General features: G+C 42.1%; 27 protein-coding genes, 1 pseudogene and 1 riboswitch. Of the genes and pseudogenes, 18 read left to right on the forward strand and 10 right to left on the reverse strand.

The window, feature by feature from the left end:
- Window positions 1-15: 15 nt before the first annotated feature.
- Window positions 16-822, reverse strand: a complete 807-nt coding sequence (gene nadX, locus QNH15_RS07445) for an aspartate dehydrogenase (protein ID WP_283893742.1) — start codon at window positions 820-822, stop codon at window positions 16-18.
- A 174-nt stretch (window positions 823-996) separates the two neighbouring features.
- On the opposite strand from nadX, the gene QNH15_RS07450 reads away from it, so the two are divergent.
- A complete protein-coding gene (locus tag QNH15_RS07450) occupies window positions 997-1,332 on the forward strand; it encodes a 2Fe-2S iron-sulfur cluster-binding protein (protein WP_283893744.1) in 336 nt (111 codons plus the stop codon).
- 564 nt (window positions 1,333-1,896) lie between these two features.
- Here the strand turns inward: QNH15_RS07450 and QNH15_RS07455 are convergent.
- Window positions 1,897-2,763, reverse strand: coding sequence for an RNA polymerase sigma-70 factor (locus QNH15_RS07455; protein ID WP_283895467.1), 867 nt, complete (start codon window positions 2,761-2,763; stop codon window positions 1,897-1,899).
- Window positions 2,764-2,773: 10 nt separating this feature from the next.
- The gene (locus tag QNH15_RS07460; RefSeq protein ID WP_283893746.1) at window positions 2,774-4,063 is read right to left on the reverse strand and encodes a phytoene desaturase family protein; all 1,290 of its coding nucleotides are present in this window, start codon (window positions 4,061-4,063) and stop codon (window positions 2,774-2,776) included.
- A gap of 128 nt (window positions 4,064-4,191) precedes the next feature.
- Between QNH15_RS07460 and QNH15_RS07465 the strand changes: the two genes are divergently transcribed.
- Window positions 4,192-4,455, forward strand: coding sequence for a hypothetical protein (locus tag QNH15_RS07465; protein WP_283893747.1), 264 nt, complete (start codon window positions 4,192-4,194; stop codon window positions 4,453-4,455).
- 65 nt (window positions 4,456-4,520) lie between these two features.
- Complete coding sequence (locus QNH15_RS07470) at window positions 4,521-5,735, forward strand: dicarboxylate/amino acid:cation symporter (RefSeq protein WP_283893748.1); 1,215 nt, start codon at window positions 4,521-4,523, stop codon at window positions 5,733-5,735.
- 150 nt (window positions 5,736-5,885) lie between these two features.
- Here QNH15_RS07470 and QNH15_RS07475 read toward each other — a convergent pair whose 3' ends face one another.
- Window positions 5,886-6,482, reverse strand: coding sequence for a YczE/YyaS/YitT family protein (locus QNH15_RS07475; protein WP_283893749.1), 597 nt, complete (start codon window positions 6,480-6,482; stop codon window positions 5,886-5,888).
- A 233-nt stretch (window positions 6,483-6,715) separates the two neighbouring features.
- On the opposite strand from QNH15_RS07475, the gene QNH15_RS07480 reads away from it, so the two are divergent.
- The 6 genes from QNH15_RS07480 (at window position 6,716) to QNH15_RS07505 (ending at window position 11,119) form a co-directional block, all read left to right on the forward strand.
- Window positions 6,716-7,930 carry an MFS transporter gene (locus QNH15_RS07480; protein WP_283893750.1) on the forward strand — a complete coding sequence of 405 codons (1,215 nt, stop codon included), beginning with the start codon at window positions 6,716-6,718 and terminating at the stop codon, window positions 7,928-7,930.
- 87 nt (window positions 7,931-8,017) lie between these two features.
- On the forward strand, window positions 8,018-8,248 hold the full coding sequence (locus QNH15_RS07485; RefSeq protein ID WP_283893751.1) for a hypothetical protein: 231 nt from the start codon (window positions 8,018-8,020) through the stop codon (window positions 8,246-8,248).
- A 109-nt stretch (window positions 8,249-8,357) separates the two neighbouring features.
- On the forward strand, window positions 8,358-8,522 hold the full coding sequence (locus tag QNH15_RS07490) for a hypothetical protein (protein ID WP_283893752.1): 165 nt from the start codon (window positions 8,358-8,360) through the stop codon (window positions 8,520-8,522).
- Between the two features lie 114 nt (window positions 8,523-8,636).
- Window positions 8,637-9,065, forward strand: a complete 429-nt coding sequence (locus tag QNH15_RS07495; RefSeq protein ID WP_061968090.1) for a VOC family protein — start codon at window positions 8,637-8,639, stop codon at window positions 9,063-9,065.
- A 159-nt stretch (window positions 9,066-9,224) separates the two neighbouring features.
- The gene (locus QNH15_RS07500) at window positions 9,225-10,049 is read left to right on the forward strand and encodes a pentapeptide repeat-containing protein (protein WP_283893755.1); all 825 of its coding nucleotides are present in this window, start codon (window positions 9,225-9,227) and stop codon (window positions 10,047-10,049) included.
- 77 nt (window positions 10,050-10,126) lie between these two features.
- Window positions 10,127-11,119, forward strand: coding sequence for a DUF4003 family protein (locus QNH15_RS07505; RefSeq protein ID WP_283893757.1), 993 nt, complete (start codon window positions 10,127-10,129; stop codon window positions 11,117-11,119).
- Window positions 11,120-11,181: 62 nt separating this feature from the next.
- On the opposite strand, the gene QNH15_RS07510 is transcribed toward QNH15_RS07505, so the two are convergent.
- Complete coding sequence (locus QNH15_RS07510) at window positions 11,182-11,694, reverse strand: GNAT family N-acetyltransferase (RefSeq protein WP_283893759.1); 513 nt, start codon at window positions 11,692-11,694, stop codon at window positions 11,182-11,184.
- Between the two features lie 497 nt (window positions 11,695-12,191).
- On the opposite strand from QNH15_RS07510, the gene QNH15_RS07515 reads away from it, so the two are divergent.
- The 7 genes from QNH15_RS07515 (at window position 12,192) to QNH15_RS07550 (ending at window position 16,557) form a co-directional block, all read left to right on the forward strand.
- The gene (locus QNH15_RS07515; RefSeq protein WP_283893761.1) at window positions 12,192-12,767 is read left to right on the forward strand and encodes a LysE family translocator; all 576 of its coding nucleotides are present in this window, start codon (window positions 12,192-12,194) and stop codon (window positions 12,765-12,767) included.
- A 24-nt stretch (window positions 12,768-12,791) separates the two neighbouring features.
- Window positions 12,792-13,568 carry an AraC family transcriptional regulator gene (locus QNH15_RS07520; RefSeq protein WP_283893763.1) on the forward strand — a complete coding sequence of 259 codons (777 nt, stop codon included), beginning with the start codon at window positions 12,792-12,794 and terminating at the stop codon, window positions 13,566-13,568.
- A 471-nt stretch (window positions 13,569-14,039) separates the two neighbouring features.
- Window positions 14,040-14,375, forward strand: a complete 336-nt coding sequence (locus QNH15_RS07530; protein WP_347343371.1) for a GNAT family N-acetyltransferase — start codon at window positions 14,040-14,042, stop codon at window positions 14,373-14,375.
- Between the two features lie 75 nt (window positions 14,376-14,450).
- Window positions 14,451-14,822, forward strand: a complete 372-nt coding sequence (locus QNH15_RS07535; protein WP_283893765.1) for an iron chaperone — start codon at window positions 14,451-14,453, stop codon at window positions 14,820-14,822.
- Window positions 14,823-15,005: 183 nt separating this feature from the next.
- Complete coding sequence (locus QNH15_RS07540) at window positions 15,006-15,488, forward strand: DUF2975 domain-containing protein (protein ID WP_283893766.1); 483 nt, start codon at window positions 15,006-15,008, stop codon at window positions 15,486-15,488.
- Window positions 15,489-15,498: 10 nt separating this feature from the next.
- Window positions 15,499-15,720 (forward strand): helix-turn-helix domain-containing protein, encoded by a 222-nt coding sequence (locus tag QNH15_RS07545; RefSeq protein WP_283893768.1) that lies wholly within the window; start codon window positions 15,499-15,501, stop codon window positions 15,718-15,720.
- Window positions 15,721-15,759: 39 nt separating this feature from the next.
- Complete coding sequence (locus QNH15_RS07550) at window positions 15,760-16,557, forward strand: DUF817 domain-containing protein (protein ID WP_283893770.1); 798 nt, start codon at window positions 15,760-15,762, stop codon at window positions 16,555-16,557.
- 411 nt (window positions 16,558-16,968) lie between these two features.
- Here the strand turns inward: QNH15_RS07550 and QNH15_RS07555 are convergent, their stop codons facing one another.
- The gene (locus tag QNH15_RS07555) at window positions 16,969-17,907 is read right to left on the reverse strand and encodes an aldose 1-epimerase (protein ID WP_283893772.1); all 939 of its coding nucleotides are present in this window, start codon (window positions 17,905-17,907) and stop codon (window positions 16,969-16,971) included.
- Window positions 17,908-18,064: 157 nt separating this feature from the next.
- Window positions 18,065-18,400 (reverse strand): YmaF family protein, encoded by a 336-nt coding sequence (locus QNH15_RS07560; RefSeq protein WP_283893774.1) that lies wholly within the window; start codon window positions 18,398-18,400, stop codon window positions 18,065-18,067.
- Window positions 18,401-18,733: 333 nt separating this feature from the next.
- Between QNH15_RS07560 and QNH15_RS07565 the strand changes: the two are divergent.
- Window positions 18,734-19,936: pseudogene (locus tag QNH15_RS07565) on the forward strand (macrolide family glycosyltransferase).
- A gap of 76 nt (window positions 19,937-20,012) precedes the next feature.
- On the opposite strand, the gene ppsA reads toward QNH15_RS07565, so the two are convergent.
- A complete protein-coding gene (gene ppsA / locus QNH15_RS07570) occupies window positions 20,013-22,619 on the reverse strand; it encodes a phosphoenolpyruvate synthase (RefSeq protein ID WP_283893776.1) in 2,607 nt (868 codons plus the stop codon).
- A 246-nt stretch (window positions 22,620-22,865) separates the two neighbouring features.
- On the opposite strand from ppsA, the gene QNH15_RS07575 reads away from it, so the two are divergent.
- Window positions 22,866-23,141 carry a DUF6584 family protein gene (locus QNH15_RS07575; protein ID WP_283893778.1) on the forward strand — a complete coding sequence of 92 codons (276 nt, stop codon included), beginning with the start codon at window positions 22,866-22,868 and terminating at the stop codon, window positions 23,139-23,141.
- A gap of 150 nt (window positions 23,142-23,291) precedes the next feature.
- Here QNH15_RS07575 and map read toward each other — a convergent pair whose 3' ends face one another.
- Both map and QNH15_RS07585 read right to left on the reverse strand, forming a co-directional pair.
- Window positions 23,292-24,038, reverse strand: a complete 747-nt coding sequence (gene map / locus QNH15_RS07580; RefSeq protein ID WP_283893779.1) for a type I methionyl aminopeptidase — start codon at window positions 24,036-24,038, stop codon at window positions 23,292-23,294.
- 492 nt (window positions 24,039-24,530) lie between these two features.
- Window positions 24,531-25,016 carry a hypothetical protein gene (locus QNH15_RS07585; RefSeq protein WP_283893781.1) on the reverse strand — a complete coding sequence of 162 codons (486 nt, stop codon included), beginning with the start codon at window positions 25,014-25,016 and terminating at the stop codon, window positions 24,531-24,533.
- Window positions 25,017-25,226: 210 nt separating this feature from the next.
- Window positions 25,227-25,413, forward strand: a riboswitch (cobalamin riboswitch).
- Window positions 25,414-25,575: the final 162 nt, after the last annotated feature.

Below are 25,575 nucleotides of genomic sequence, written 5' to 3' on the forward strand. Positions count from 1 at the left end.
GTTTCCTGCCCTTTTTTATATTCCAATTACAATGGGGGAAAACAAATTGTTCAATGCTTTGATGACACTCATCGAAACGATATAGCTTGATTTGGGGTTTTCAGGAAACGGCGTATTCTGAACTTCCAGCGTTATGCTGCCGAAATCACCTACGGCTCTAACCTCATGCTTGTTTTTCTCTATCGTTGGGTCTGCATAAACTTTAACTTTTGTTTCGTTGAACCCATGGCCAGCCAAACTAAGGGCAGCTGAAACGTTTACACTTTCAGGAAAAAGCCGGGCTGACTCATTGGCATTTCCTTCAAACACACAGACAGGTTCCACAAGTGCTGCAAGATCAATTTTATCTTCAACAAAGGTTCCCCTCCAAGCTTGAGGCGGTTTTCTCGTAGTGAGTGTCACACTGTCCAATCGTCCGACTGATGCAGCGGTGATCCGGTCAAGACCGCCAATAGCTGCAGAAGGAATAATCAGCTTTGATTGGTTAGCGTTGGCCGTTTCCTTTAGTGATTGAAGAAGGTGTTCATCACGTAAAGCTCCCACAGAAACGATAATCAGATGAGCTCCAGTTGAAAGGGCCTGGACTCCATAGGTCTCTAAGGCTTGATGGCCGGCTGCTTCAATAATGACATCATATTTGTTGCTAAAGAATTCATCAGTTTGGTTGGTAATTATACATTCCTCTTGCGGGAAATTCCGTAACTTATCCGGAGAGCGAACCAGAATTCCTTTTAATCTTGAAAACTCTTTTAAATAATCCTGAAAATAGGAAGCGATATCCTGCCCGATTGCTCCATATCCAATGAGACCCACATTCAACACAAACAACACCGTCCTTTTTGTAAAATGGTATTTGGTATACTAAAAGTATAACCAACGAAAGTGAAGGGTCAATACAAATCGTTAAAATAGTAAAAATATTATAAAAATTTATTGTTTACTAACAGGTTTAATGGTATATTGTATACCATAAGAGAATGAGGAGGTAATAAAGACATGCCAAAACTCAATTTTATTACGAGTAATAAAGAGTTTGAAGTTCCTGATCATTCAAGTGTACTTAGAATGTCCCTGCGTTATGATGGGGACCTTCCCAACCGTTGTGGCGGGGGAACATGCGGAACCTGTGTATGTAAAATTGAAAAAGGTCTGGAAAATGTAGATAAAGTGAAGCCTGCTGAGAAAAAAAAACTAGGTGAGGAGCTTTTGGAACAAGGCTACCGATTGGGCTGCCAGACGTTTGTGAATGGAGATGTATCTCTTTCGTGGGATCCAGAGGTTACAAAAATGGTGCAAAAAAGAAAAATAGTCAAAATGACTGCAGCCAAATAATCAATGTGTGAAAGGGATGAAAAAGAGGTGCTAGTTTGTAAAAAACATATAGTTGATGGTGTGGGTAAATTGGATGCTCCGCATGTCAAAAAGATATTACCATTGCAACCATGCTTTTTTTGCGGGAAACAAGCACAATACAAACTTTTTTATTCTCACTCGTTTACTTATAGAAACAAAGAAAAATCCGCCATATAGGAAGCGGGCAGCATTTATGCCCGCTCTCTAAGGGGCGGATTTTTTTATTTAATGAGTCTATATAAATTCTGAAACTTTCTATCCGCAAGTTGTTGGACTTTCTTTGAGTAAAATAAATAACGAAACATATAAATTCCTCCCACCAATAGATTACTTACAGTATACGCTGTTTATAATTGATTATCAATATCATTTAATAAAATGGTATACCAAAAATAATGATTTTCAGGAATTATTAATAAATAAAGCGATAATATAGATGTATTGTATACCAAATTAACTTTTAAACCGCGAGTTAGTGTCAATTATAGTTTGCTTTCTCAATTGCAAATTATAAAGCCTGCTTTCAAAGAAGCAGGCTTTTGTTCATATACCCATATGAGTCAGTTTCTCCGGATTTAAAACAGAGTAGATGTTTTGTATTTTATTATCTCTGACATCAAAGGAGAGAACGGAATAAACATATTCTCCCGAGGAGAGTACCACTCCCGGCATTCCATTGACGGAGGTGAAAGAAAACGTAAGATTTGCCGGCAGCTTTGAACGAATTCCAAGATAAAAACGGACGATTCGATCCGCACCTAAAATCGGGAAGATAGCCGCTTTTACTTTGCCGCCGCCATCTGTCAGAAGACTCGCATCGGCTGTCAGCAGGTTAAGGAGTTTACCTGTATCGCCTTTCATAAGCGCTTCAAAGAATTGCTCTGTGAGCAGCTTTCCTTTTTGAGTGATTTTGTGTTCCGGAGGTGGAGGGCCTATGCTTTTTTTCGCCCGATGAAAGATTTGCCGGCAATTGGTGCTGCTTTTACCAACAATATCAGAAATGTCCTTGTAACTGTAATCAAGGACTTCCTTCAAAAGAAAAACGGCACGCTCGGTCTCTGACAATTGCTGAAGCAGCAACAGGTACGCCATGGATACAGATTCCCTCATCGATACATATTCGGAGGGATTTTGGTTGTGAGTATCATCCGTAAGCAAAGGCTCAGGCAACCATGTTCCTACATAGTGCTCACGTTGGTTACGGGCCGATTTTAACTCATCAATGCACCGGTTGGTCACCATTTTACATAGATAGGCTTTCTGATTTTGAATGTGCTCGATCTCTTTGTCATTCAGAGCAATGAACACATCCTGAATGATATCCTCAGCATCCTGTACACTGCCAAGCATACGGTAGGCCAGCGAAAAAAGCAGCGGCCTGTGGTCGGTAAAAAGTTGTTCTGATTGCAGTGGTTCCACGTTAGGCCTCCTTCCGAATTCCGAGATTGCCATACTTGTGAATAATGGCTGAAGCGGCTCTTTTTGCACTGGCGAATGCCGCATCTACAAGCATTTCGGTGTGACCTGTCCCGTCTCCTGCTACATAAAAACCAGGCAGCTCCGGCACTGAGGGACCATACGGAATATAATCCATCATGGCACAGGAACCCTGTACGACAGCGATGTGGGGTAAGAATTGATAAGCTTTCAATTCTGTTCTCCAGCCGGGCTGCATTAAGTCCATGATTTTCTCCAGCTCCAGTTTATCCGCCTCAGGGTCGGCAGTTGTCTCTGTCCCCAAATATTTAAGAACACTGATAACAGAAGAGCCATCTTCGCTTACGGATGCCGCCCGGGATTGATTGGTAAAGAGAATATGCTGATCGATGCCAATGGCGAATTGTTCATTAGGATGTGGAAGATGACGTAAAGAGACATCAAGACAGGCGGCATAAACGGGTTTGACGCGTTTCTTCCATGCATCTAAGGATGTTTCTTCCGCTCCTTCCACTAAGGTGTACGTTTGTTCAGGACCAACGGTTGAAATCACGTAGGAAGCTTCAAGTTTCTCCCCGTTATTTAGGGAAAGGATAAACTGGTTTTCTTTTTTTACAGAATCTACGGATTGATGATTCATAACAATTACACCAGCGTCGATGGCCAATGTTTTTAACGCATCAGCCATGGTTTGCCATCCGCCATCAATGTACAGCACTCCTTTTAATCCTTTTTGCACCTGGGCAAGCACATTTTGGGCTCTCAGTCTTTCCGGTTCAATGCAATAGGTGGATGTTCTGCATAAAGCGTAAAATGTATGTCTGACCATGGGATCGGTTATTTCAGTCTCTGCCCATTCACGCAGGCTTATTGTGCCGACCGCTTCCGGTATTAATTTGGTAAGTTTCATCATCACTTTGCCAAATTCCATTTTGCCGCTCCAGGAAAAGAGCTTTGTGAAAAAAAGGGAAGAAAGGTGATGGGGCAGTGGAAGGATGGACTGATTCCAAATGGCGCTTCCCTTCGTTCCTGGCATTCCTCCAGAAGGTTCAATTCTAAGTTCATGCAATATCGCTTCCGCTTCGCCTCCTTTATAAAGAGCATGTGCCCCGAGATTTAGATAAGCCCCTTTTTTCTTCACGGTTTGTGCCCGGCCTCCCACGTCTTTTCCTTTTTCAATAATAACAGTTTGAATACCGGCTTTTGCCAAGTAAACGGCTGCCGTCAGTCCGGAAAGCCCTCCGCCAATGATGGCTGCTTCATATTTTTTCAATATAAAATACCTTCTTTCTGTTTTATCAATAAGACGAGAAAGAAGGGATCGTTGTGACATAAGAAGGAAACTTTTTTCGAGGAACGGGTAAACTATACCCATCAATCAAATTGAACGGAGTGTGGATCATGGAGATACACGGAAACATTCTTTTGGGAGATCTGGATCAGGGGACAAACGAGTTTTCACTGCAGCAGGTAAAACACTTTATGACGCAATCGACACTATCATCTTCTCAGCTCGAGAGACTTTACAATTATTTGCAAAAACACCAGAATGATGCAGGGGGCCAGGTGATCTCGCTGTATGATTCTATGCTGGTGAGACTAAGCCAGCAGGAAATCAGTATGCTGTTGAAGGATTTGGAGAACATTCAGTCGCATTATCATTGATAAGCACTTCTGTTGGAGGAATCCTTCATTTATTGTATAGTAATCCTATGATTTAACTATGAATATTGGAGGGGGAAAAACTGAAATTATCAACAAAGATCCTAGCGGGGCTTGTGCTGGGTATTATTGCAGGTGCTCTGCTAAACGGCTTTTTACCTGGACAAGTGAAAGCAATCGATCATTATTTCCTGTCACCGGTAGGACAAGCATTCATTCGTATCATTCAATTTATTGTTGTGCCCGTCGTTTTTACATCCTTGATCATCGGATTAACAAGTCTGCAGGGCACAGGAAAAATCGGCTCATATACTCTTAAGCTGCTGCCCTTATATATCATTACAAGTGCTGTTGCCTTGGCGATCGGCATGGTTACTGCGTATCTGTTAAAACCTGGTACTGGGGTTTCCATCACCGATGTTGGTCAGGGACCTGGCAAAGCACAAAAAAGCCAGTCATTAGTGGATTGGCTCGTCAGCATTGTACCGACCAATCCATTTGAAGCATTGAGCACGGCGAACCTGCTGCAGGTGATCATTTCAGCGATACTCATCGGGGTGGCCATGAATCTTGTAAAAGAGAAAGCCAAGCCCTTTTTGGCGCTCGTTGAAAGTGTTTATTCGATTGTCGAGAAAATCCTGCAAATCATTCTAAAGGTAGCACCACTCGGTGTGTTTGCGCTCATGGCTTCAGTGATCGCTACTCAGGGCTTTGGAGTAGTAAATAAGCTTATAATGTATATTCTGGGGCTTATTCTTGCTTTAGCCATCATGGGAGTGGTCTATTATCTAATCCTTCTCATGGTTGGAGCTCGGCCAAACAACTTCTTTAAAAGCTTCTTTCCGTCGTTTTCCTTGGCGTTTGGAACAGCGAGCTCGAATGCCGCTCTTCCTGTAGCGATGGATAATGCGGGTAACCGTTACGGGATGAAACGGGAGATTGCCAGCTTTGCTCTGCCGTTTGGAACCGCCTTAAAACGGGATGGAGCAGCCATCTTGCAGGGCTTCAATGCCTTGTTTGTTGCTCAATTTTTTGATGTGCACATCACTGCTTCACTTATTATTGCTGTATTTGTCAGTGCACTTTTGGTTTCCTTTAGCACAGCAGGTGTACCGGGAGCAGGGATTATCATGATGACAACCGTGTTAACCGCAGCCGGACTCCCGCTCGAAGGCATTGCGATCGTAGCCGGTGTTGACCGGTTAACCGACGGGTTCAGAACCGCGTTAAATGTGATCGGAAATGTGGCCAATGCCGCAGTCATTGACCGCTGGAATAAATGAAGTCATTAAAAAAAGGCCTTTTCGGGCCTTTTTTTGTGTGCTGCAGCTTTGGTTTTAGGGCTTGCGGGCAACTTTTTCAAGTTTCCGGGCAAGTTTGTCGAATATCCGGGCGGCTTTGCCACTTTTCCGGGCAAGTCAGAATCTCGACCTTTACCCCCGATACAGTCTTTGAGCACGCGGCATAAAAAAAGAAAGAATCCAGCCGTTGAATAGAGCGGTCAATAGGGTGCCGACTCCAATCGGCCCATGGAGGAAATAAGCGAAGGAAAGCACAATCATGCTGATCAGGAGGCGGGAGGTGCTAAGGGTGAGGCCGAGTTTTTCCTGAAGAATCAGCATGAGCCGGTCCAAAGGGATGGGAGCAATATTTCCCTGTAAATAAAGGGCCGTGCCTATGCCGATCAAAAGCATGCCCAATACGAGCAAAAGAAGCTTGAAAAGAACAGTGTCTGCCAACATCCATCCCCTTAGAGAGAAGTACCAGGCATCGATTCCGGCACCAGTCACAATCGCAGTTCCAAGCGCGAGGAATTCCGGTCGTTTTCGCAAAAGAACGCCGTTCATGCCCATCATCACCAAAGCGATAATAATCTCCCAGGAACCAACAGTGAGACCAATAGTTCTGAATAGACCAACCAGGAAGGCATCATAAGGGGAAGTACCGAGATTCGAAATAATGGATAAGGCAATCCCAAGCGTTAAAATTAAAATTCCGATGAAATAAAAAACGAAGCCTTTGCAGGTCATTTGTCCGCTCCTTTAATGAAGAAAGACCCTGAAAACAAATGTCCAAGGTCCTTTATCTCAATTTATGCAACTAACCTGCTTGCCTCACTCCATCAGACGCGGATTTATCACCCAATTTTCGTACTTTATGAAATCCGATGATTATGGTTCAAAAGACTATCCTGAATCACAGTGTCTCATGCTAAAATATGGTTGTTGTTTAAATTGAGGGTATGGGGAAGAGGGGAAGCAAGATGTGGGGCAACAAAAACTTTTTATTATTGATGTTTGGGGTAGCGGTTTCAAGCACCGGGTTATGGGTGGGCATCATTGGAAACCTGGAATTTTTGCAAAAGAACGTAGAATCCTCCTTTTTACAGGCACTGATCCTATTATCAGGGTTTCTTGTCGGGGTGTTCCTGGCGCCGATGGCAGGAAGGATCATTGACCGGGGAGACAAAAAGAAAATCCTGATCTATTCAGGTTTTGCCAGGTGTCTGGCCATTGGTTTCATGTATTTGGCAATCGCTTACAACAATGTATGGTGGATGCTGATCTACACGTTCGTGATCGGTATCTCAGGAACTTTTTCCAATCCGGCGATGCAGACCCTCATCCCGTTGATTGTGAAAAAAGAAGAGCTGCTGCAGGCGAACGGAGTATATATGAACCTGTTTACAGGGGCAAGGATTGCAGGGACGGCACTGGGAGGAGTCATGCTGGTTGGCATGTCACTATCTGCTCTATACACCGTGACACTGATTTCCTATGTTATCTTGCTGATTGCCACGTTCTATATGAAAGTGGACGTAACACCGAGAGAGAAAACGGAAGGCGGCAAAAAGGAAAGTTTCTTCGGCACATTAAAGGATCTGTATCCGATCGTGAGGGACCAGCACAAAGTGGTGTATAGCATCCTTTTATTGATTCCTCCCTATCTGTTTCTTTCTGGATTCAATCTTATGGTGATCGAGATCAGCCAAATCCAGCACTATCCGGGGATCAAAGGGATTCTTTACACCACCGAGGGATTGTGCGTATTTCTGGGGACGTATCTCGCCAAGCGGTTTTTAAAAGAAGCAAAACTGCCCTATTTATTTGGCATTGTTTTTATAAGCGCTCTGGCCCATATTTCTTTGTTTATGGCCAGCCATCTGGTTATGTCGGTCATTTCATTCGGTTTCTTTGGCTTGGCAATGGGGCTGCTGTTTCCGGTCACAACCACTATTTTTCAGACCGATATTCCGGCAGAATACCACGGCCGTTTCTTCTCAATTAAAGGCATGACCGACAACATTATTTTCCAGATTTTAATGCTATTAACCGGTCTGTTCCTTGATACGATTGGATTTGAAAAGATGGTCATCACGTTTGGCGTTTGTTCGTTTATCATTGCTTCACTTATCTTTTTGCAATACCGAATCAGTGAAAAGCAGAACAGCAGAAAACCGGTTGCGGCTGCAAAATAAATTTGTTTTCAAGAAGGAAGATGAACAAAAAGAGAGAAGATTAATAATGCAATAAAAAGCAATAAGGTAACAGGAAGTTGGGGCAGCATGAAATTTTTGGGGTTATTTCTTGGAATGACTTTTTTAGGTTATTTTTTAATGTTTCTTACCACCCACTCTGAGTTGGGAATCGTTCTTTGTTTTGCGTTCTTTTCAGCCTTGCTCCTTCGCATCATGATCATGCTGTCGGATATTAAAAGGGAGATAGGCAGACAAAACAGTATGCTGGAAGTTGCCAACAAACGACGAGTGAAAGTGGAGAGGAAGTTGAACCAGTAGTTTTTAAAGGAGCAACGTTGCATCAGCTAAGAGAAACCAAGCGTTATATCGTTGCCCGGGAACTCATATGCATGTTTAGTAGGAACATTATTAATGAGGGGGTATTCTTATGCTTTGGTTATTGCTATTGTTGGTTGCCGCTGCGGTTATGGTCGGAATTTTGGTGCGTATAAGCAAAAGCCACCAAGACTCGGAACATGAAACTCCATCCACTCCATTGCTTGAAACTGAAAAAATAGAAAGCAGCAGCACGCTGAGCGGAGGACCGATGTAAGATCGGTTCTCTTTTTAAGGGAAAAAATCAAAAAAGTGGTTGCTTACATAGTAAGTGTGTAGTAAACTAGTAAAGAACACACGTTCGTATAAAAACTTAAAATGAGGTGTCGTGATGATTAAAGGTATTTATCCTTATTTGGTGACCAATGGAAACGGTCAGGAAGCAGTAAAGTTTTATGAAAAAGCGTTAAACGCAAAGGTGCTTGGAGTCCAAACGTTTGGTGATATGCCGGATAACCCGGAACACCCAACACCGGAAGAAGCGAAAAATCGCGTAATGAACGCCCATCTTAAGGTAGGCGATACAGACTTAATGCTATCCGATACATTCCCTGGAATGCCTTATCAAACAGGAGACCAGGTAACGATTGCCTTGATCACCGACGACATCCCATCATCGAAAGAAATTTTTGAGAACCTTCGTGAAGGCGGAAACGTCATCATGGAAATGCAGGAAACCTTCTGGAGTCCTTCATACGGCCAGATCACGGATAAATATGGCGTCACTTGGCAAATTTCAGCCATGGGCTCAAATCAATAAATGATTATGAATAAAAAAAGCTGCTTCGGCGGCTTTTTTTATTTGAGAAGAGGAAACGGGGCTTAAGCTGAAGAATGTCTCTTGGAATCAACTACTTTCGCTACTTTTCAAAAATTTGGTAAGCTGGAGAAAGAACCAAGTAACAAAGGAGTGCCTGATATGATTCATCATGTAAAGGAAAGTGCAGAAGGACTTGAAGTGTTAAGGGCTGATTGTGATCAGTGCTTTGGGCTCTGCTGTGTGGCCTTGCCCTTTGCCAAGTCTGCTGATTTTGCCCTAAACAAAGACAGTGGAACGCCATGCCCCAACCTTCAGCACGATAATAAATGCGGCATTCATCAAAATTTAAGAGAAAAAAGCTTTAAAGGCTGCACTGTCTTTCACTGTTTTGGTGCAGGACAAAAAGTCTCCCAATTGACGTATAAAGGACTGGATTGGCATAAGGACAAGGAACGTGCGCAGGAGATGTTCAACGTTTTCCCAGTCATGCAGCAGCTTCAAGAAATGCTCTATTATTTAAAGGAAGCACTGAACAGGGAAGAAACCCAATCCATAAAAACGGATTTACAAGACCGCTATGAAACGATCGAAAGTCTTACAAATATGAAGCCTGAGGCTTTGTTGCTCCTGGATGTACAGGCTCATCGATCCCAAGTGAATGATCTTTTGCTTTGTACCAGTAAACTGGTAAGGAAGGGGAAAAATGCATCAAAAAAGAAAAGCATCAGCTATTTGGGTGCAAAGCTGCGAAAAGCGGATCTTAAAGGAAGTGAATTTAGAGGTACGCTGCTCATAGCCGCTGATCTGCGGGAAGCGGATTTACGAAGATGTGACTGGATTGGTGCAGACCTCAGGGATACAAACTTAAGTGGGGCGGATGTAAGAGGAAGTATTTTTCTTACGCAAATCCAGGTAAACGCAGCAAAAGGAAACCGTAAAACAAAGCTTCCTCCTCACTTAAAGCATCCGGAGCATTGGATGTAGTTTTAGTCCGAAAATTGGAACTTATGGATCTGTCCGATCGTTATAGGATTAGAAGGTATAAAGAGAGGAGATGACAGATGGTCACCCCATTTCTGGAACAAAAACTTCAAGCTTACCATGATACATATGAACAGTTAAAAGGAGCGCTTAGATGGAAGGTCAGTGACCAGCGAACGCTGATGATGGTCGCCTCCATGTACGTCGTTAACAACAAGCCTTTTCATTTACAGCAATTTTTAAAGGTAAGTGACTATATCAAGGATAACGTCGGTGCTTTTAATACATTGAAATCATCACCCCGGTTTACCATTGGAGCGATGTTGGATGTGTATTTTGACGAGCCGGAAAAAAAGTTCCATGAGCTGATCGAGATTTATGAGCAAATGGTCGATGAACGATTTAGCCGCGGAACTTCCACCTACCTGGCAGCACAGGTGTTACTTGGTCAGAAGGAAGAAGGCAATTCCATTCCCATTGATCGTGTGATGAAGGTGTACAAAGGGATGTCGTCCCATCATTTCTTCCTGACCTCAAGTACCGATTACCCGCTTGCGGTCCTGTTGGCCGGAAGAGATGGAACCGTGGATAAAATAATGGATCATGTAGAGCATTTTTATAAGGAGCTCAGCAAGAACGGCTTTTCAAAAGGAAATGACCTGCAGTTCTTAAGCCATATTTTATCTATTGATAGTGAAACAAAACCAGACGAATTGGTCCGGCAATCCATAAAGATATACGACACCTTTAAAACGTCATGGAAGAGGCCAAAGGGAATGCATTACCCGCTGGTCGGTCTTCTCGCTCTGCTAAAAGACGGGGAAAATGAAGTGCTGACCGTATTAGAGGCCTCCGACCGTTTAGGCAGCGAAAAACCGTTCAGGTGGCATAAAGATATGAACCTGATCATGGCGGCCAACTTAACCATGAGTGAAAAGCTGGATAACCCTGCATTACTAGGAACGGGTATCTATGCTGCCGTGGATGCCATCATCCAGGCGCAGCAAGCGGCCATGATTGCGGCTGTTTCAGCTGCAACGGTGGTGAGTTCCTCTGGTGATGGTGGAAGCTAAATTTTAAGGAGAAAGGAACCCGAATTCAATTCAGGTTCCTTTTTTCTAATCTTTGATTGACATTATTCTTCTGTAGGGTTTTCAGGACCGCTAAGTTCCAGTTGATAAAATGCTAAATCCAGCCATCTATTGAATTTAAATCCTGCCTTTTTTATTGTACCAGCATGAACAAAGCCGAAGTTTTTATGTATGGCGATGCTTTTTTCATTTGCTGCATCAATTCCGGCAATTAAGGTAATATACTCTCTTTGATTGGCAATAGCGATTAATTCTTTCAGTAAGGAAGTCCCAATTCCTTTTTTTCGGTATTCCTTATCCACATACACAGAATGCTCAATTGAATATTTGTAGGCGGGCCAGGCTCTGAAAGGACCGAATGTGGCAAATCCGACCACTTTGTTATCTTGTTCGTAGACAAGTATTGGGTAATTCTCATCTCTCTTTTGTTGATACCAAATTTGCCTGTTTTCGAGTGTTTGAGGTTGATAGGCGTATACAGCAGTAGTATTGAGAATGGCATCATTATAGATAGCTAGAATATCCTTTAAATCGTTCGAAGTCGCTTCCCTGATCATTCTTTTCTTCCTTTCCTGCTAAAGATGGTTTCTCCCTTATTTTAAAACTCTTCATAAAGATCGTAAAATCAAACTTTTTTACCGCCTGCCATAGACTAAAGCATGGATCGACCTTCACGTATTATTACTAAATTAATGAATGAAAACAATCCAAAGGTTATGGTGGGCGGGAAAGCAGTTATTTTGACAAAAGGAAAGCTTTACTGATTACTTCTTTAAATGTAACTCCTGCTACAAAAAGCAAACCCCTTCAATAAAGTTGATGGGGTTTATCAATACTATTCTTTCTCTATGATAACGAATAAAACACCGATGAGAATCAGCGCATTCCAAAGCAGGAAACATCCTGCTTTGGAATGCGCTAATACAGAAGCCCTCCTCAAATAACCCAATCATCAGATCAGAATGTGTGCGTATCATAGTGCAATAATGTACTACATGTCATGAAATTTCCAGATGTATATTTAGATGAAAACATTGAAAGGGGAGTTTTCATCATGGATATTGCATCTTTTATCATTTACTGTTTTATTGTCACTTTCACTCCTGGGCCAACAAATATTGTGATCTTATCGACAGTGCATAATTATGGATCAAAAAAAGCAATCGAATATACATATGGAGCAACAATTGCTTTTGGTTTATTACTTGGTTTATCTGCTATGTTGAATACGATGCTAATCGCGGTCCTGCCAAAAATTTTACTAGGGATGCAGATTATCGGAACCATTTATATGTTATATCTCGCTTATCAAATATACACGATGGATACATCAAAGCCGGCCGACAACCATGCTGGTACTTTTATTTCGGGCTTCCTTATGCAGTTTTTAAATCCAAAAGTGGTACTATTTACAATGACCGTCATTCCTAGCTTTATTTTACCCTACTATACCGACATGCCAGCTGTGACAATAAGTGTTTTTGTTATAACGGTCATTGGATTCTTAGCATTTCTTGCGTGGATTCTTTTCGGTACAATCTTCAAGGAGTTTCTACAAAAGCATGATAGGGTTGTCAATGTAGTAATGGCTCTTTCTTTGGTTTATGCTACACTGATGATTTGGAAATAGGCAGTGCTTAAAGAGGTGAAATAAATGGATAAATTTATATATAAAAAGGCAGCAGGTATTACGGCATTGTCAGCGAGTATGACTGATTTTAAGTATAAAAAGCACTATCATAAGGAATATGCAATTGGTGTGACATTACGTGGTGTTCAACATTATACCTTGGATGGGAGTTTACAGCTGTCGTATCCACATGGTGTTATGCTTTTTAATCCTGAACAAGCACATGATGGAATGGCGCATAATAGGACTGGTCTTGAGTATGTGATGGTATATATTGATCCAGAATTGCTTTTAGAGGTCGCCCAGAAAAAGGATATTGTATGCTTTTCAACCCCAATCGTATACGATTTTGAACTTGAAAAAAGAGTATTAAATCTAGCTAATGCAATCTTAGGTGAAAAAGATGAGGCTTTCTGCAGCGAACAACTCTTGGCGCTTTCTGATGGACTGATTCAAACGGATTTATCTTTAGACGGTAAAAAGGATAATGCCCTTATCAGAAAAGCAAAGGATATACTGCATGCAAACTTAAACCATGTGCTTAAACTCGAGGAGATTAGTATGGAGCTTGGTTTATCTAAATTTCAGTTTATCAGATTTTTCAAAACTCATACTGGAATTACACCATACCAATATCATCTTAACTGCAAAATTGAACGTGCGAAGCACTTAATCGATAATAGTCGAGATATTTATGCAGCAGTAGCCGAATGTGACTTTGTTGATTTAACTCATTTAAATAAACATTTTAAGAGAGTGTACGGAATAACAGCGTTTGAATACATGTCATATTTAAATTGAGAAAGGAGGAGATTTATGTCTTTAACATTAGGTTTGAGCGGACATTTACAGTAAGGGATGTTGAATTGTTCACAGGAGACACCATCAATTGTGAAGTTAAGATTGAAGAATACAAGCTAAAAGAAAATAATAGAACATCTATTGCTGCATCCTTTTTATGTGAAAATCAGAACGGAAAAGAAGTACTAAAAGGTATTTTTTCAGGAGTAATCCTATAAAATTTTTAACTTAACCATCGATTGGGCGCCTATCCATTACAAGATATGCGCTTTTTTGATGGATTAAATGCTTTAACAAGGATTGTCCGAGCGTGATGAAGAAGAGATATGTAAATATTGCTAGAATAGGAGAAGAATTCACATGGCGATTAAGTATACTCATTTTGATACATATCCCGATTGCAAGACAGTAGAGGACATCATCCAGTTACATAATGAAATCTTTGGCGGGTAGGATGACCTGGCAGGCCGAATGAAGGAAAAACCTGACTTGCAAATTGATGTGGCAGTGGATGGAGAAAAGATGGTCGGCTATAAGATAGGATACGCGCTAAATCGGGAACAGTTTTATAGCTGGTTGGGAGGGGTGGATGCTAACTACAGGAACCAGGGGATTGCCTCAAAATTAATGGAACAGCAGCATCTTCATGCTAAAGAAAGTGGGTACAAAGCCGTACAAACAAAAACCAAAAATAAGTGGAGAAGCATGCTGATTTTAAATATTAAAGCCGGCTTTGATATTATTGGCACATACACGGATGACGAAGGAGAACCGAAAATCATTCTTGAAAAGAAACTTTCGAAGTAAGAAACACATCAAAGATAAAAATTAAACTGGAAGAATCAATAGGAGACATTAGCATACCAGTAGAGGAGGATGAGGATGGACGTTTTCGTAAAATATTTAGATGGCATTAATCACCCGGACCATCGCAGCCGAACGGAGGAAATATTGACGTGGATCGCGAATCAATTCCCCCATTTGGAACCGCAGATTAAGTGGAATACACCCATGTTTACTGATCATGGCACCTTTATCATCGGCTTTTCTACAGCAAAGCATCATTTGAGTGTGTCACCTGAAGAGGCAGGCATTACTCACTTTGCCGATGATATTGCGCAAGCCGGCTACAGCTTTACAAAAGGCTTGTTCCGAATTCCTTGGAAAGAGCCGGTTAATTACGAATTGCTGAAAAAAATGATCGAATTTAATATTCAGGATAAAGCAGAACATACAACCTTTTGGCGGAAATAATATACTCAATTTCAACTATTGGGCGCCTATCTTTATGAAGATAGGCGTCTTTTTTTATTTTATTACATGCCAGGGATATTTATTTAACAATAACAATATAATAAAAAACAATAACGATTTATTGTAAAACGATAAATAGTGTGTTAAATTCAATTTGACAATAAAAAAGTGAGGTGTCTTTTTATGAAACGGGTATCAACACTCTTTTTAAAAATAGCTGTTTTTCTTATTGGACTTCCAGTTCTTGCTATGTGCATCTTTTTGGTGCCTGAGATTGCGAAATATATCGCAGAATTAAATCCAGATCATGCTTATTTGAAATATCTCGTTTTTATCGACTTATATGCATCGGCTATACCCTTTTACTTTGCTCTATATCAAGCATTCAGGCTTTTAAGTTACATCGATAAGAATATAGCTTTCTCTGAACGATCGGTAAGAGCTTTAAAGAATATAAAATATTGTGCAATTACAATCAGTATCTTGATCGGATTGGGGATGCCGATCTTTTATCTCATAGCGCAGATGGATGACGCCCCAGGTATCATCGTAATCGGACTGGTGATTATTTTTGCTTCAATCGTAATTGCAGTCTTTGCTGCTGTTCTTCAAATGCTTTTAAAAGATGCCATTGATATAAAATCAGAAAATGACTTAGTAGTCTGAGGTGACTAACATGGCAATTATTATCCATATTGATGTGATGCTCGCAAAACGGAAAATGAGTGTAACCGAACTTTCGGAGAAAGTGGGAATCACAATGGCGAACCTTTCTATTTTGAAAAATGGAAAGGCAAAAGCGATTCGATTAACCACTTTGGAGGCGATTTGTAAAGCGTTGGAGTGTCAACCCGGAGATATTTTGGAGTACAGAAATGATGAAGATACTCAGGATTGATTACGTAGAAATGAACTCTTCAAAAATGGAGGCCAAATTGTGGGAGCACTAAAACAACTCTTTCGTTTTGGCTGGGAGCAAGCCCTGTCATGTTTGTTTCCAGTCGTTATTTTTGCCTCTTTGGCTTTTACAAAAATCGTTCCACTTCCCTTACTGGCTAGGTACGACTGGATGTTGATCATCTGCCTCCTAATGCAATGGGGTATGGTACGCTCCGGGCTTGAAACACGGGATGAACTGAAGGTGATCACTTTGTTCCACTTGATTGGGCTTACTCTTGAACTTTTCAAGGTACACATGGGTTCCTGGTCATATCCCGAGGAAGGGTTTTTCAAAATTTTTGGAGTGCCTTTGTATAGCGGATTCATGTACGCAAGTGTAGCGAGTTATCTTTGCCAGGCGTGGAGAAGGCTTAAGGTTGAACTGGTAAAGTGGCCGTCGTTTTCGGTGGTTGTATCTCTTGCATCCATGATTTATTTAAATTTTTTCACCCACCATTATTGGATGGACGTTCGCTGGTGGTTATCTGGACTTGTGATTATCGTCTTTTGGCAGACACGGGTAACTTATGATGTGAATGGAACCCGGTACCGTATGCCTCTCGCATTATCCTTTGTACTCATCGGATTTTTTATCTGGATCGCTGAAAATATCGCAACGTTCTTTGGAGCCTGGCAATACCCAAACCAAATCGAAGCATGGAGTCTCGTTCATCTGGGAAAGGTGAGCTCGTGGCTCTTACTCGTGATCGTTAGCTTTCTTATCGTAGCAACGTTAAAGCAGATTAAGGAAAAAACGCCGGTGGGTACTGGTCAATCTGTTAAGACAACACTTTAAACTTAAATGCGAACGGTAAAGAGTTGATAAAATCGCCGTAATTTTTTCACTTTAGTCATGGGACCTGGGGCTCATTTTATCAATACCGTGTCGGAGAGGAATATAGTACCATTTAAATAGGGTTATGGAAATCTCGGTAATAAATTGAGGCGATGTAATGAGTAAATGTGGTAAGAGTTCATTCTGCATGTCTTGTTCAAGAAGTAAGTTTGAAGTGAAGTGTTTATCCCCTGTTTATACAAAAGAACAGTTAATTGGTTACTATTGTGAAGATCATTATGACGAAGCAATGTTGTTTCAAAAAAGACCGCATTCAATCAGCGATAAAAAGAGGGTCAATTTATCGTTTTAGCTGAAGAAGTAATTGAGTAAAAAAGGAGCCATCCTTCAGAGAGTAGCTCCTTTTTTGCTTTATTTACGCTTGATTTTAAACCGGGACACATAATCTTTTTTCTCTTTCGGCTGTATATCATCCAAGCCGGTCAGCCGCTTGGGCAGCTGCTTTAAATTTGGTGCATTGGTCACCCAGGAATAAGGCTCGATGGCCAGCAAATTTTCATTGCCGCTCGCTGTGAATAACACCCATTGAGTGAACCGGCCGGAAACAGAATAGGAGACATCAAGACCAGGTAAATCAATCGCTGCGGTCTTGTTCTCGGTCATGACGAACACATCATCCAGTGCAACTCCAGATAGCGGGGTTCCTTGTGAGAACTCATCCTTGTTTTGGACGTTTTCCAATTCGCCTGTTGGCAGGTGACGTTCATTTAAACGCCATCGTTCCTGGACGTCAATGCGTAATTCCGCTGAATCAGGAAATTGGAAGGTGGTATGGTAGCCGATCCCGCATGGCATGAGGCTGTCCCCGTTGTTTGTGATCTCTATCGTTTGAATGACTTCTGTTCCCTGGATCTCAATCGTCATCGTGATGGTAAAGTCATGCGGAAACTGGCTGAGAATACCTGGGTGCTCTGACGAACGAATCTCTGTTTTGATTCGCGGAATGGTGTCATCTGTCTCAAGGACTGTCCATTCCTTGTCATGCACAAAGCCATGAATATGAACATCCTCTTTGGCTCTGTTCATCTCCAGTTCGTAGACCCGGCCATTGTATTCAAATGTGGCATCTTCAATGCGGTTGGGAGGAAAGAGCACCGGTGTTCCGAATACCATTTTCCGTGTTTCATATTCCTCTTTCGTTTTCGGTGTTCTGAGGATCTCGGTATCGGTCTTTTTATCACGGATGGAAATTAGGTTACTTCCTTGAGAGGGAAGGACAATCACTTCAACTTCTTCATTTTCTAGTGAGTAGGCAGCTTCATTCAGGAATTGAATTTTTTTCACACTCATTTTGAGTACCTCCATTTTTCATTACAGCATCGGTTTTAAGTATTCCCCTATAGATTACAATGCAAGCCTTTTATTTGAAAGGTTTAAGTAACTTAATAACTATTACACAAAAAGAGGAAGCTGCACAAGACAGCCTCCTCCTATTTTAATGATGTAGTTAGCGATTGCCTGGCGCTGGCTGGTCTACGCCCCGCACATGGTGGCGATGACCATCATTTTCCGTTGTGTAAAAATCATAATAGTGTACATGCATGCCGTTTCCTACGGGGATGGCGGGGCCGGAATACGCCTTGTAGTGGTGGTTGTGCCCGTCCTCAAACACCACATAGCCTTCTGTATAATGGATGTGGCCTTGTTCGTGCTGGATGGGAGGGGAAGTCACATCCAGACATTGATGGACATGTCCGTCAGCTATTGCGGTGTAATCCACTGAACCATGATTATGATGAGGAACGAAGCCATTAACAAAATCATCTTTACCTATTTTGGCCATGCTTTCACACCTTCCTATGTTCTTTTTCCTGTCGATAGGCCCTGTTGTGGCTATATGCCAAGTATATTTTGAACAGATGAAAAATATGATGTGGCATGAACGGTATTTTGCCGTAAATTGTGTATGATAGTAGAGTCGAGAGAATTCGAAAAAGCTGCCGAAGAAGGCGGCTTTTTCGTTGAGAAAGGAAGCAGTTTTTTTGCTTAATTAAGGTATTATGGTGATGATTCTTAGGCAAAATGATAGATTGTTTTTTAACAAAGGGCATGACACCATTGATGTAATATTATTTTTGCAAATCACGTCATCAATTTATAGGGAGTGAATCAATCTATGGCACGAGTTTTGTTTATTAATACTGGGTCTGAAGGACATATCAATCCAACGATCGGAGTGGTGCAAGAGCTGATTTCGCGCGGGGAAGAGGTCGTTTATTTTACTGTAGAAGCTTTTCGGGAACGAGTGGAGATGACCGGAGCGACTGTCCGGACATTTGACGGAGAAGCGTTTATTAAAGCCTTTCTATCAGGTGGACGAACGTATTTGCTTGAAAGAATCAATGGCCTTTTGCATACGGCTGATGTTGTGATTCCAAGCGTATTGAAGCAAATTGAAGGGGAGCATTTTGATTACATGATCCATGATTCCATGTTTGGCTGTGGACGGTTTCTCGCACAAATTCTCAAACTTCCCGCCATTAGTTCGTGTACCTCTTTCGCACATACGAAAGACTCCTTCGAGAGCATGCTCGAACACCTTTCGCAGGATATCACGCCAAAAACGCTTGCAACAATTAAAGAGGATTATCAAAACCTGAAAACAAAATTGAAGGAAAACTATGATGTTGAAATTGGCTCGCGGTATGAAGTTTTTTGTAATCCTGCACCATTGACTATCATTTATACCACGAGGGAGTTTCAACCTTCCGGGGACACATTTGATCCCTCTTATAAATTTGTGGGTCCATCTATTTCTCTACGGCTATCGAAAGAAAACGTCGACTTCGCTGAGATCAAGGGGAAGGATCTCATTTACATATCTCTGGGTACGGTCTTTAACCAAGCCACAGAATTCTATAAACTTTGTTTTGAGGCGTTTGGAGACAGTGAACATACCGTGATCATGTCCATTGGGCATAGAACGCAAAAGGCAGCTCTAGGGAAGATTCCGAAAAACTTCATCGTCGAAAATTACGTTCCACAGACGCAGGTGCTGAAAGAAGCTGATTTATTCATCACCCACGGAGGAATGAACAGTGCCAACGAAGGCCTTTACAACGGAGTGCCTTTACTTGTCATTCCGCAGAGCGCAGATCAGCCGATGGTTGCTTAACAAGTGGTCAATATGGGAGCTGGAAAGAAACTGCAAATGGAACACTTAACAGCGGCTCAACTTCATGAAGCCGCAGATGCTATACTGAACGAGCCCTCTTTCCGACTACAGGTTGAGAAGACCAGCGAATCTTTTAAAAAGGCGGGAGGCTATCTGCAAGCAGTGGATGAGATTTTCAAATTTAAGATTGAAAATGGGATATAACTTTTCAACCACAAAAAAGGCTGACACCAAAAAACTCAGTACGTGAGCGATTGGGTCAGCCGCTATTTTTACACCATTACAATATCTCGATATAACCTTCCGTTCCATTCACCCGAATGCGTTGTCCATCCTTAATCAACTTAGTAGCATTTTCCACCCCAACCACTGCGGGTAACCCATACTCACGGGCAATTACGGCTCCATGGGTCATCAGTCCGCCGACTTCTGTGACTAAGCCTTTTATCGAAACAAACAATGGAGTCCAGCTGGGATCAGTAAAGGAGGTGACTAAGATATCTCCTTCTTCCAGATCAGCATCTTCCATGTTGACGATCACACGGGCCCGTCCCTCGATTACTCCGGTAGAAACAGGCAGACCGACAATGGCATCGGCCGGTAGATTTTCTCGTTTGTATTGTCCTGCAGGGATTTCACCATCAGACGTGATCACACGCGGGGGAGTCAGTTTCTCAAATACTTGATACTCTTCTTTCCGATTGGTGATCGTCTGGTCATCCAATTGGTTTGTGCGCACCACTTCGCGAAGTTCTTCGAAGGTGAGATAGTAGATATCTTCTTTTTCATGAATGACATTGTTTTGTACGAGTTGATCCGCTTGTTCCAGCAACGCCAGTTTATAAATAAAGTAGCGGTTGACCATGCCGTATTTCGGATATTCACGATAACCAATGAAATTCCTGAGTATCCTGATTTTTCGTTTGGTCTCTTCGGCCTTTTGTTTACCGTCTGGCAGTTGCATCAATCGTTCTACTAACTCTTGTTCTTTTTTCAAGGCTTCCTGCCGTCCTTGCTCAAATCTCCGGCGGCTCTCATTTGGCTCAAAGTTTTTGATATTACTGAGAAGTAAGGGGAGAAGTGCGGTAGGTTTTTCGCTCCATCGGTCTCGTGTAATATCGATTTCACCGGCGCATCTCATACCATACTTGCTGAGAAAATCATGGATGGCATCCCGAGTTTGTTGTCCTCCTTCAACATGAACCAGTTCATCCAAGAAAGCCTCATCTTTTACATGCTGTAAGAACTCAATGACCTCTGGATAGGACCGAATGACATCGGCGACATCCAATAAAGCCAGACCCATTTCAGAAGTGACATTGTGTTGCACAGATTGAGAAAGTGTGTCTGCTGCGTTTTTTTCACCCAGCCACTGTTCCATGTGCTTATTGAGCCAATCTGAAGCATCGAAAGCTGCCATAAATACAGCTGAACTATGTGGATCAAATAAGATTCTCTTTAATTCCTGAATATCTTCCAGAATAAAATCAATTAAATCTGTTCCGGATTTGGCCTGGATGTTGTGTTTTAACTCTTCGATCGATGCTTGGCTTTTCTTGATCAACTCCGTAACAACGGTCGGATCGTTTTCGTTTGGTGCTGGAACAGCCGCAGGTTGACCAGGTTTCTTTTGACCTTGTGCTTTTTCGTCATCTGGTACCGATTTTATAAAATGTTCTCGCTCGATGATGTTCATCAGCGCATCTTTTAACAACGGATCGTGCTGCCCCATGGCCTGTAAGAACCCTTTTTGACTGCCAGGTGAAGCCAGACGTTGGGTAACATCAACAAATAACCTTCCGCCAGCTTTACGCATCGGGGCAGGAGTGACTAACAGGAAAAACGATAATCCCAATGGCTTGATGGCATCGGTCATCATCTGCTGATGGCCGACCGATATATAGACGCGATTTTCATCATCATCCTCTTCTGGGATGGGGTATAGCGTCGTAATGGAACGGGTTTGTACGATGTAAAATGTATCATCAGCCAGGCACCATTCGATATCTTGCGGGTATGAAAAATAAGCTTCTATTTGTCTGCCAATGTGTGCGAGTTGTAAAATTTGTTGATCTGTAAGGGTTTGAAGGGTTTGATGCTGAGGATCTATTTGTTGTGTAACGGTCCCGCCTTCTTCTAATGCATAGATGGCCAGTTTCTTGGCTGCGATCATTTTATCCGTGATCTTATCTTCTTTTACCTTGTAGTTATCCGCAGATACTAAGCCGGAAACCAGTGCTTCTCCTAACCCAAAACTGGCATCAATGGAAAGCACCTTCCGATTGGATGTTACCGGATCGGCCGTAAATAAAATGCCGGAAGCTTGCGGGAAAATCATTCGCTGCACGATGACAGAGAGAGAAACCTGATTATGATCGAATCCGTTTTGCATCCGGTAGATAATGGCGCGGTCCGTATACAGAGAGGACCAGCACTTACGAATGTGCGTCAGAATCGCATCACTGCCAATGATATTTAAATAGGTGTCATGCTGCCCGGCAAACGAGGCGTGCGGAAGATCCTCAGCTGTCGCGCTGGAACGTACAGCATACGCGTGATTTTCACCAAACTCGGACAGATAGCGATGGACAGATGTTATCACCTCAGAAGGAAATTTGACGTCCTCGATGATTTGCCGGATCTTTTGACTGAGCTCACTGATTTTTTCCCGGTCTTTTATTTGAAGCAGTTTGAGTTGCTGCAAATGCGTGTGGAACGCTTCGTTTGGTTCGAGAGCTTTTTGAAAGGCCTCTGTGGTCACACAAAATCCTTCTGGTACCTGTATTTCTTGGATGTTCGATAATTCCCCTAAATTTAACCCTTTTCCTCCAACGAGCAAAAGCTGGGTTTTTTCGATTTCCCGAAAATTGAGCACATAGGAACTCATTCACATCTCTCCTAACCTTAACGATTCTTAGGGTTTCTTAGACCCTTGCTCTGATTATTTTATAGAAAAAATAAACGATTAACAGTCTTATATTATTTTCCTTTATATGGTATGATAAAGATGGGAGATAACATTCAAATGTTGATTTGAAGAGATTTAGCCATACATACAAACAGACATTGGGTTATCTAAGCACTGATAAAACGGAATAAAATAAGGGTAGGAGCATTTCTTTGATGAGGAGAGATGCTCTTTTTATTAGGTTCTTTAGTTTTTTTAAAAGGGCTAGATGCATTTTTTTGTATGGGGCTGAAAGGAGATAAAGAAACCTTAAAAAAACTTCAACTAGATGAATTCATTTCTCCAACACAGAAAAAGGTTAAAGAAAGAATAGAGGAAGATTTAGTACCTGAAAATACATGGGAGGATAGGTTATTTGCTATTGGTTGTATCACAGTTATCATTTTAATTATTTCTTTAGTGATCATAGGGATTTACACTGTTTTCGACTGGATTTTCTAACAGGGGCCGTAACAAGTTCCAACTGAAAAGGGTAATCCGCTAACGGCCACCATCTGACGCTGTTAAACATAATCCGAATGCGCATGAAAAAACGACTGCCATTGAAGTGAAGGCAGCCGTTTTTTCAAATGATTAAGATCCAAGATGCCATTACACCGTTGTTAAAATGAGCGGCTTATCTTTAGTAATAACTATCGTGTGCTCAAACTGTGCGGCATAATGATCGTCCGGCAGCAGCAACCCCCAACCGTCAGCGCTCTCTTCTACAAATTCCGCTCCGTCCGATACAAAAGTTTCTACCGCGACCACTAAACCGTTCGTGAGCAGCCTTCTGTCTCGCGAATCATAGTAATTCAGAATGCTGTCCGGCATTTCATGCAGTTCCCGGCCAATGCCATGCCCGGATAAATTGCGGATCACGGTGAAGCCGTCCCTGCGGGCTTCATTGTGAATCGCCCGTCCGATTCCACTGATCTTGGTACCCGCCCGAGCCTTATGAAGTCCCTGATGCAACGCCCGAAGCGAGCTCTGACACAGTTTTTCCTTGTGTGGTGAACCGGTTCCTACCACTATCGTTGCCCCGGTGTCAGCATAATATCCTCCTAGCCCCGCCGACACATCAATATTAACGACGTCCCCTTCCTTCAGAACCCGAGGGCCTGGGATGCCATGCGCAGCCACCTCATTCACAGAGATACAGGTTGTTCCCGGAAAACCGTAGGTGATATTTGGTGCGGAGACGGCTCCATGCTCATCCAGCACCCTTTTACCGATACAGTCGAGCTCAGCCGTTGTGACTCCCGCCCGGACATAGGAAAGCATCTCTTCACGGGCTAATGCAACGATACGGCCTATCCTCTGCAGAGCGATGAGATCGTGTTCTGATTCAATGGACAAGTTTCAAACCTCCCATTTTTTAATATAACCCACTATTTAATTCCAGTGTACTCGAAAAAGAAACTTATGTCCCTTTGGATCTTAAAAAGGATACTTACACACGAATGTGGGGAATCCGTCTTGAAAATGTGCTTAGCATTGTAAATCCGCATTTCCTGACGCTATCCCTTTACACAAATCGTTTACGATTTCACCCAGCGTCCGTCCACTACAATATTCCATTATGATGGATTATTTCCTTTTATTTTGGTGACATCAATATTCAGGAACATTCAGCCCAAAGGATAATGCGTATCTTTGTTTATGGGCTTCATAAAAGGACTCCCTGTCTGAAAAGACATCATTAAACACACTTTTACAATTTTGTTTTTATAAAGATAGATTTTAGCTGTATTCCCTCGTGCTGATGGAGTGCCTAAATTCATTGAAATCGTCTCCTTAATTTTGATTTTTTCTGAGCGAGTGTAAAAAAGAACCGCCTGAGCAGTCCTTTTAATTTACCCTATGTCGTTGCAGCAATTGATCGATCTTATAGGTCTCTTTTCCTTCGTATGTATAGCTGAATCCGTAAAGTGATGACTGGTTGGCGAGGTCACTGAGAATCCGGTAAAGATAAACCACGGCTCTCGGCTGGTTATCATTTTTGACAAGGTGCTGCAGCTGTTGGATGTTGGAGATATCCTTGGTGATTTTGGGATCGGGAACGTTAGAGGCAAGCACACGTAAACTTCTAAAATCGATGTCGTTGAATTCGCTCCTGAAAACGGGTATATTTTTGATTTGATGGGCCGAAGAAAGATAGCTGATTTTGTTATATGTATGTTGAATTTGCTTGGTTAACAGCAGTTCTGAAAAGTACACGCGTTCTTTATACGGTGTAGGCTTATGTATGGAGTGGTTCGCAGTATGATAGAGTAACATGATGAAACAAGAAATGAGCAGGGTTCCTGTTGCAAGGGAGAGTGTGAGTTTTTTCAATATGGCTCTTCATCTCCTTCCCGGTCTGTTTCTTTAAGCCTACCAAGATTATCCTTGGAAATCAAATGATAGATGGGAGTTTTGTCAGGGATGGCAGGGGCAGATGGAACTAAAAAAGTAACATTTCAAACAAAAAAGCAGGGATCTCCAACAAAATGACTATTGTGCATTTTCTGAAAGTATAGTAGGTTATGTTCAACACGATTTTTAACTGAATAGGTATTTAAAAGTGCTCAAGTGAACCTTGGGATAATAGGGAAACCGGTGTAAATCCGGTGCAGCCCCCGCTACTGTAAGCATTGATGGACTGTCGATATAGCCACTGGCCAAGAGCTGGGAAGGTGACAGATTCAGGTGATGTGCGAGCCAGGAGACCTGCTTTTAAATGAGTCATACAATTCTCGGAGGGAGGATGACGTCGTTTCTATGTTGCAATATAATCCATTTCGTAAAATGGTTTACATTCGCAGTTACAGGGTGGCCGCGTGTCAATCAACCTTCCGTTTACGTTGTTTAATCAACGGAATTTCTTAAAGGGGGCTGACATGAGAGGCTGCCC

It is taken from the genome of Fictibacillus enclensis, assembly GCF_030123385.1.
Lineage (GTDB): Bacteria > Bacillota > Bacilli > Bacillales > Fictibacillaceae > Fictibacillus_C > Fictibacillus_C enclensis.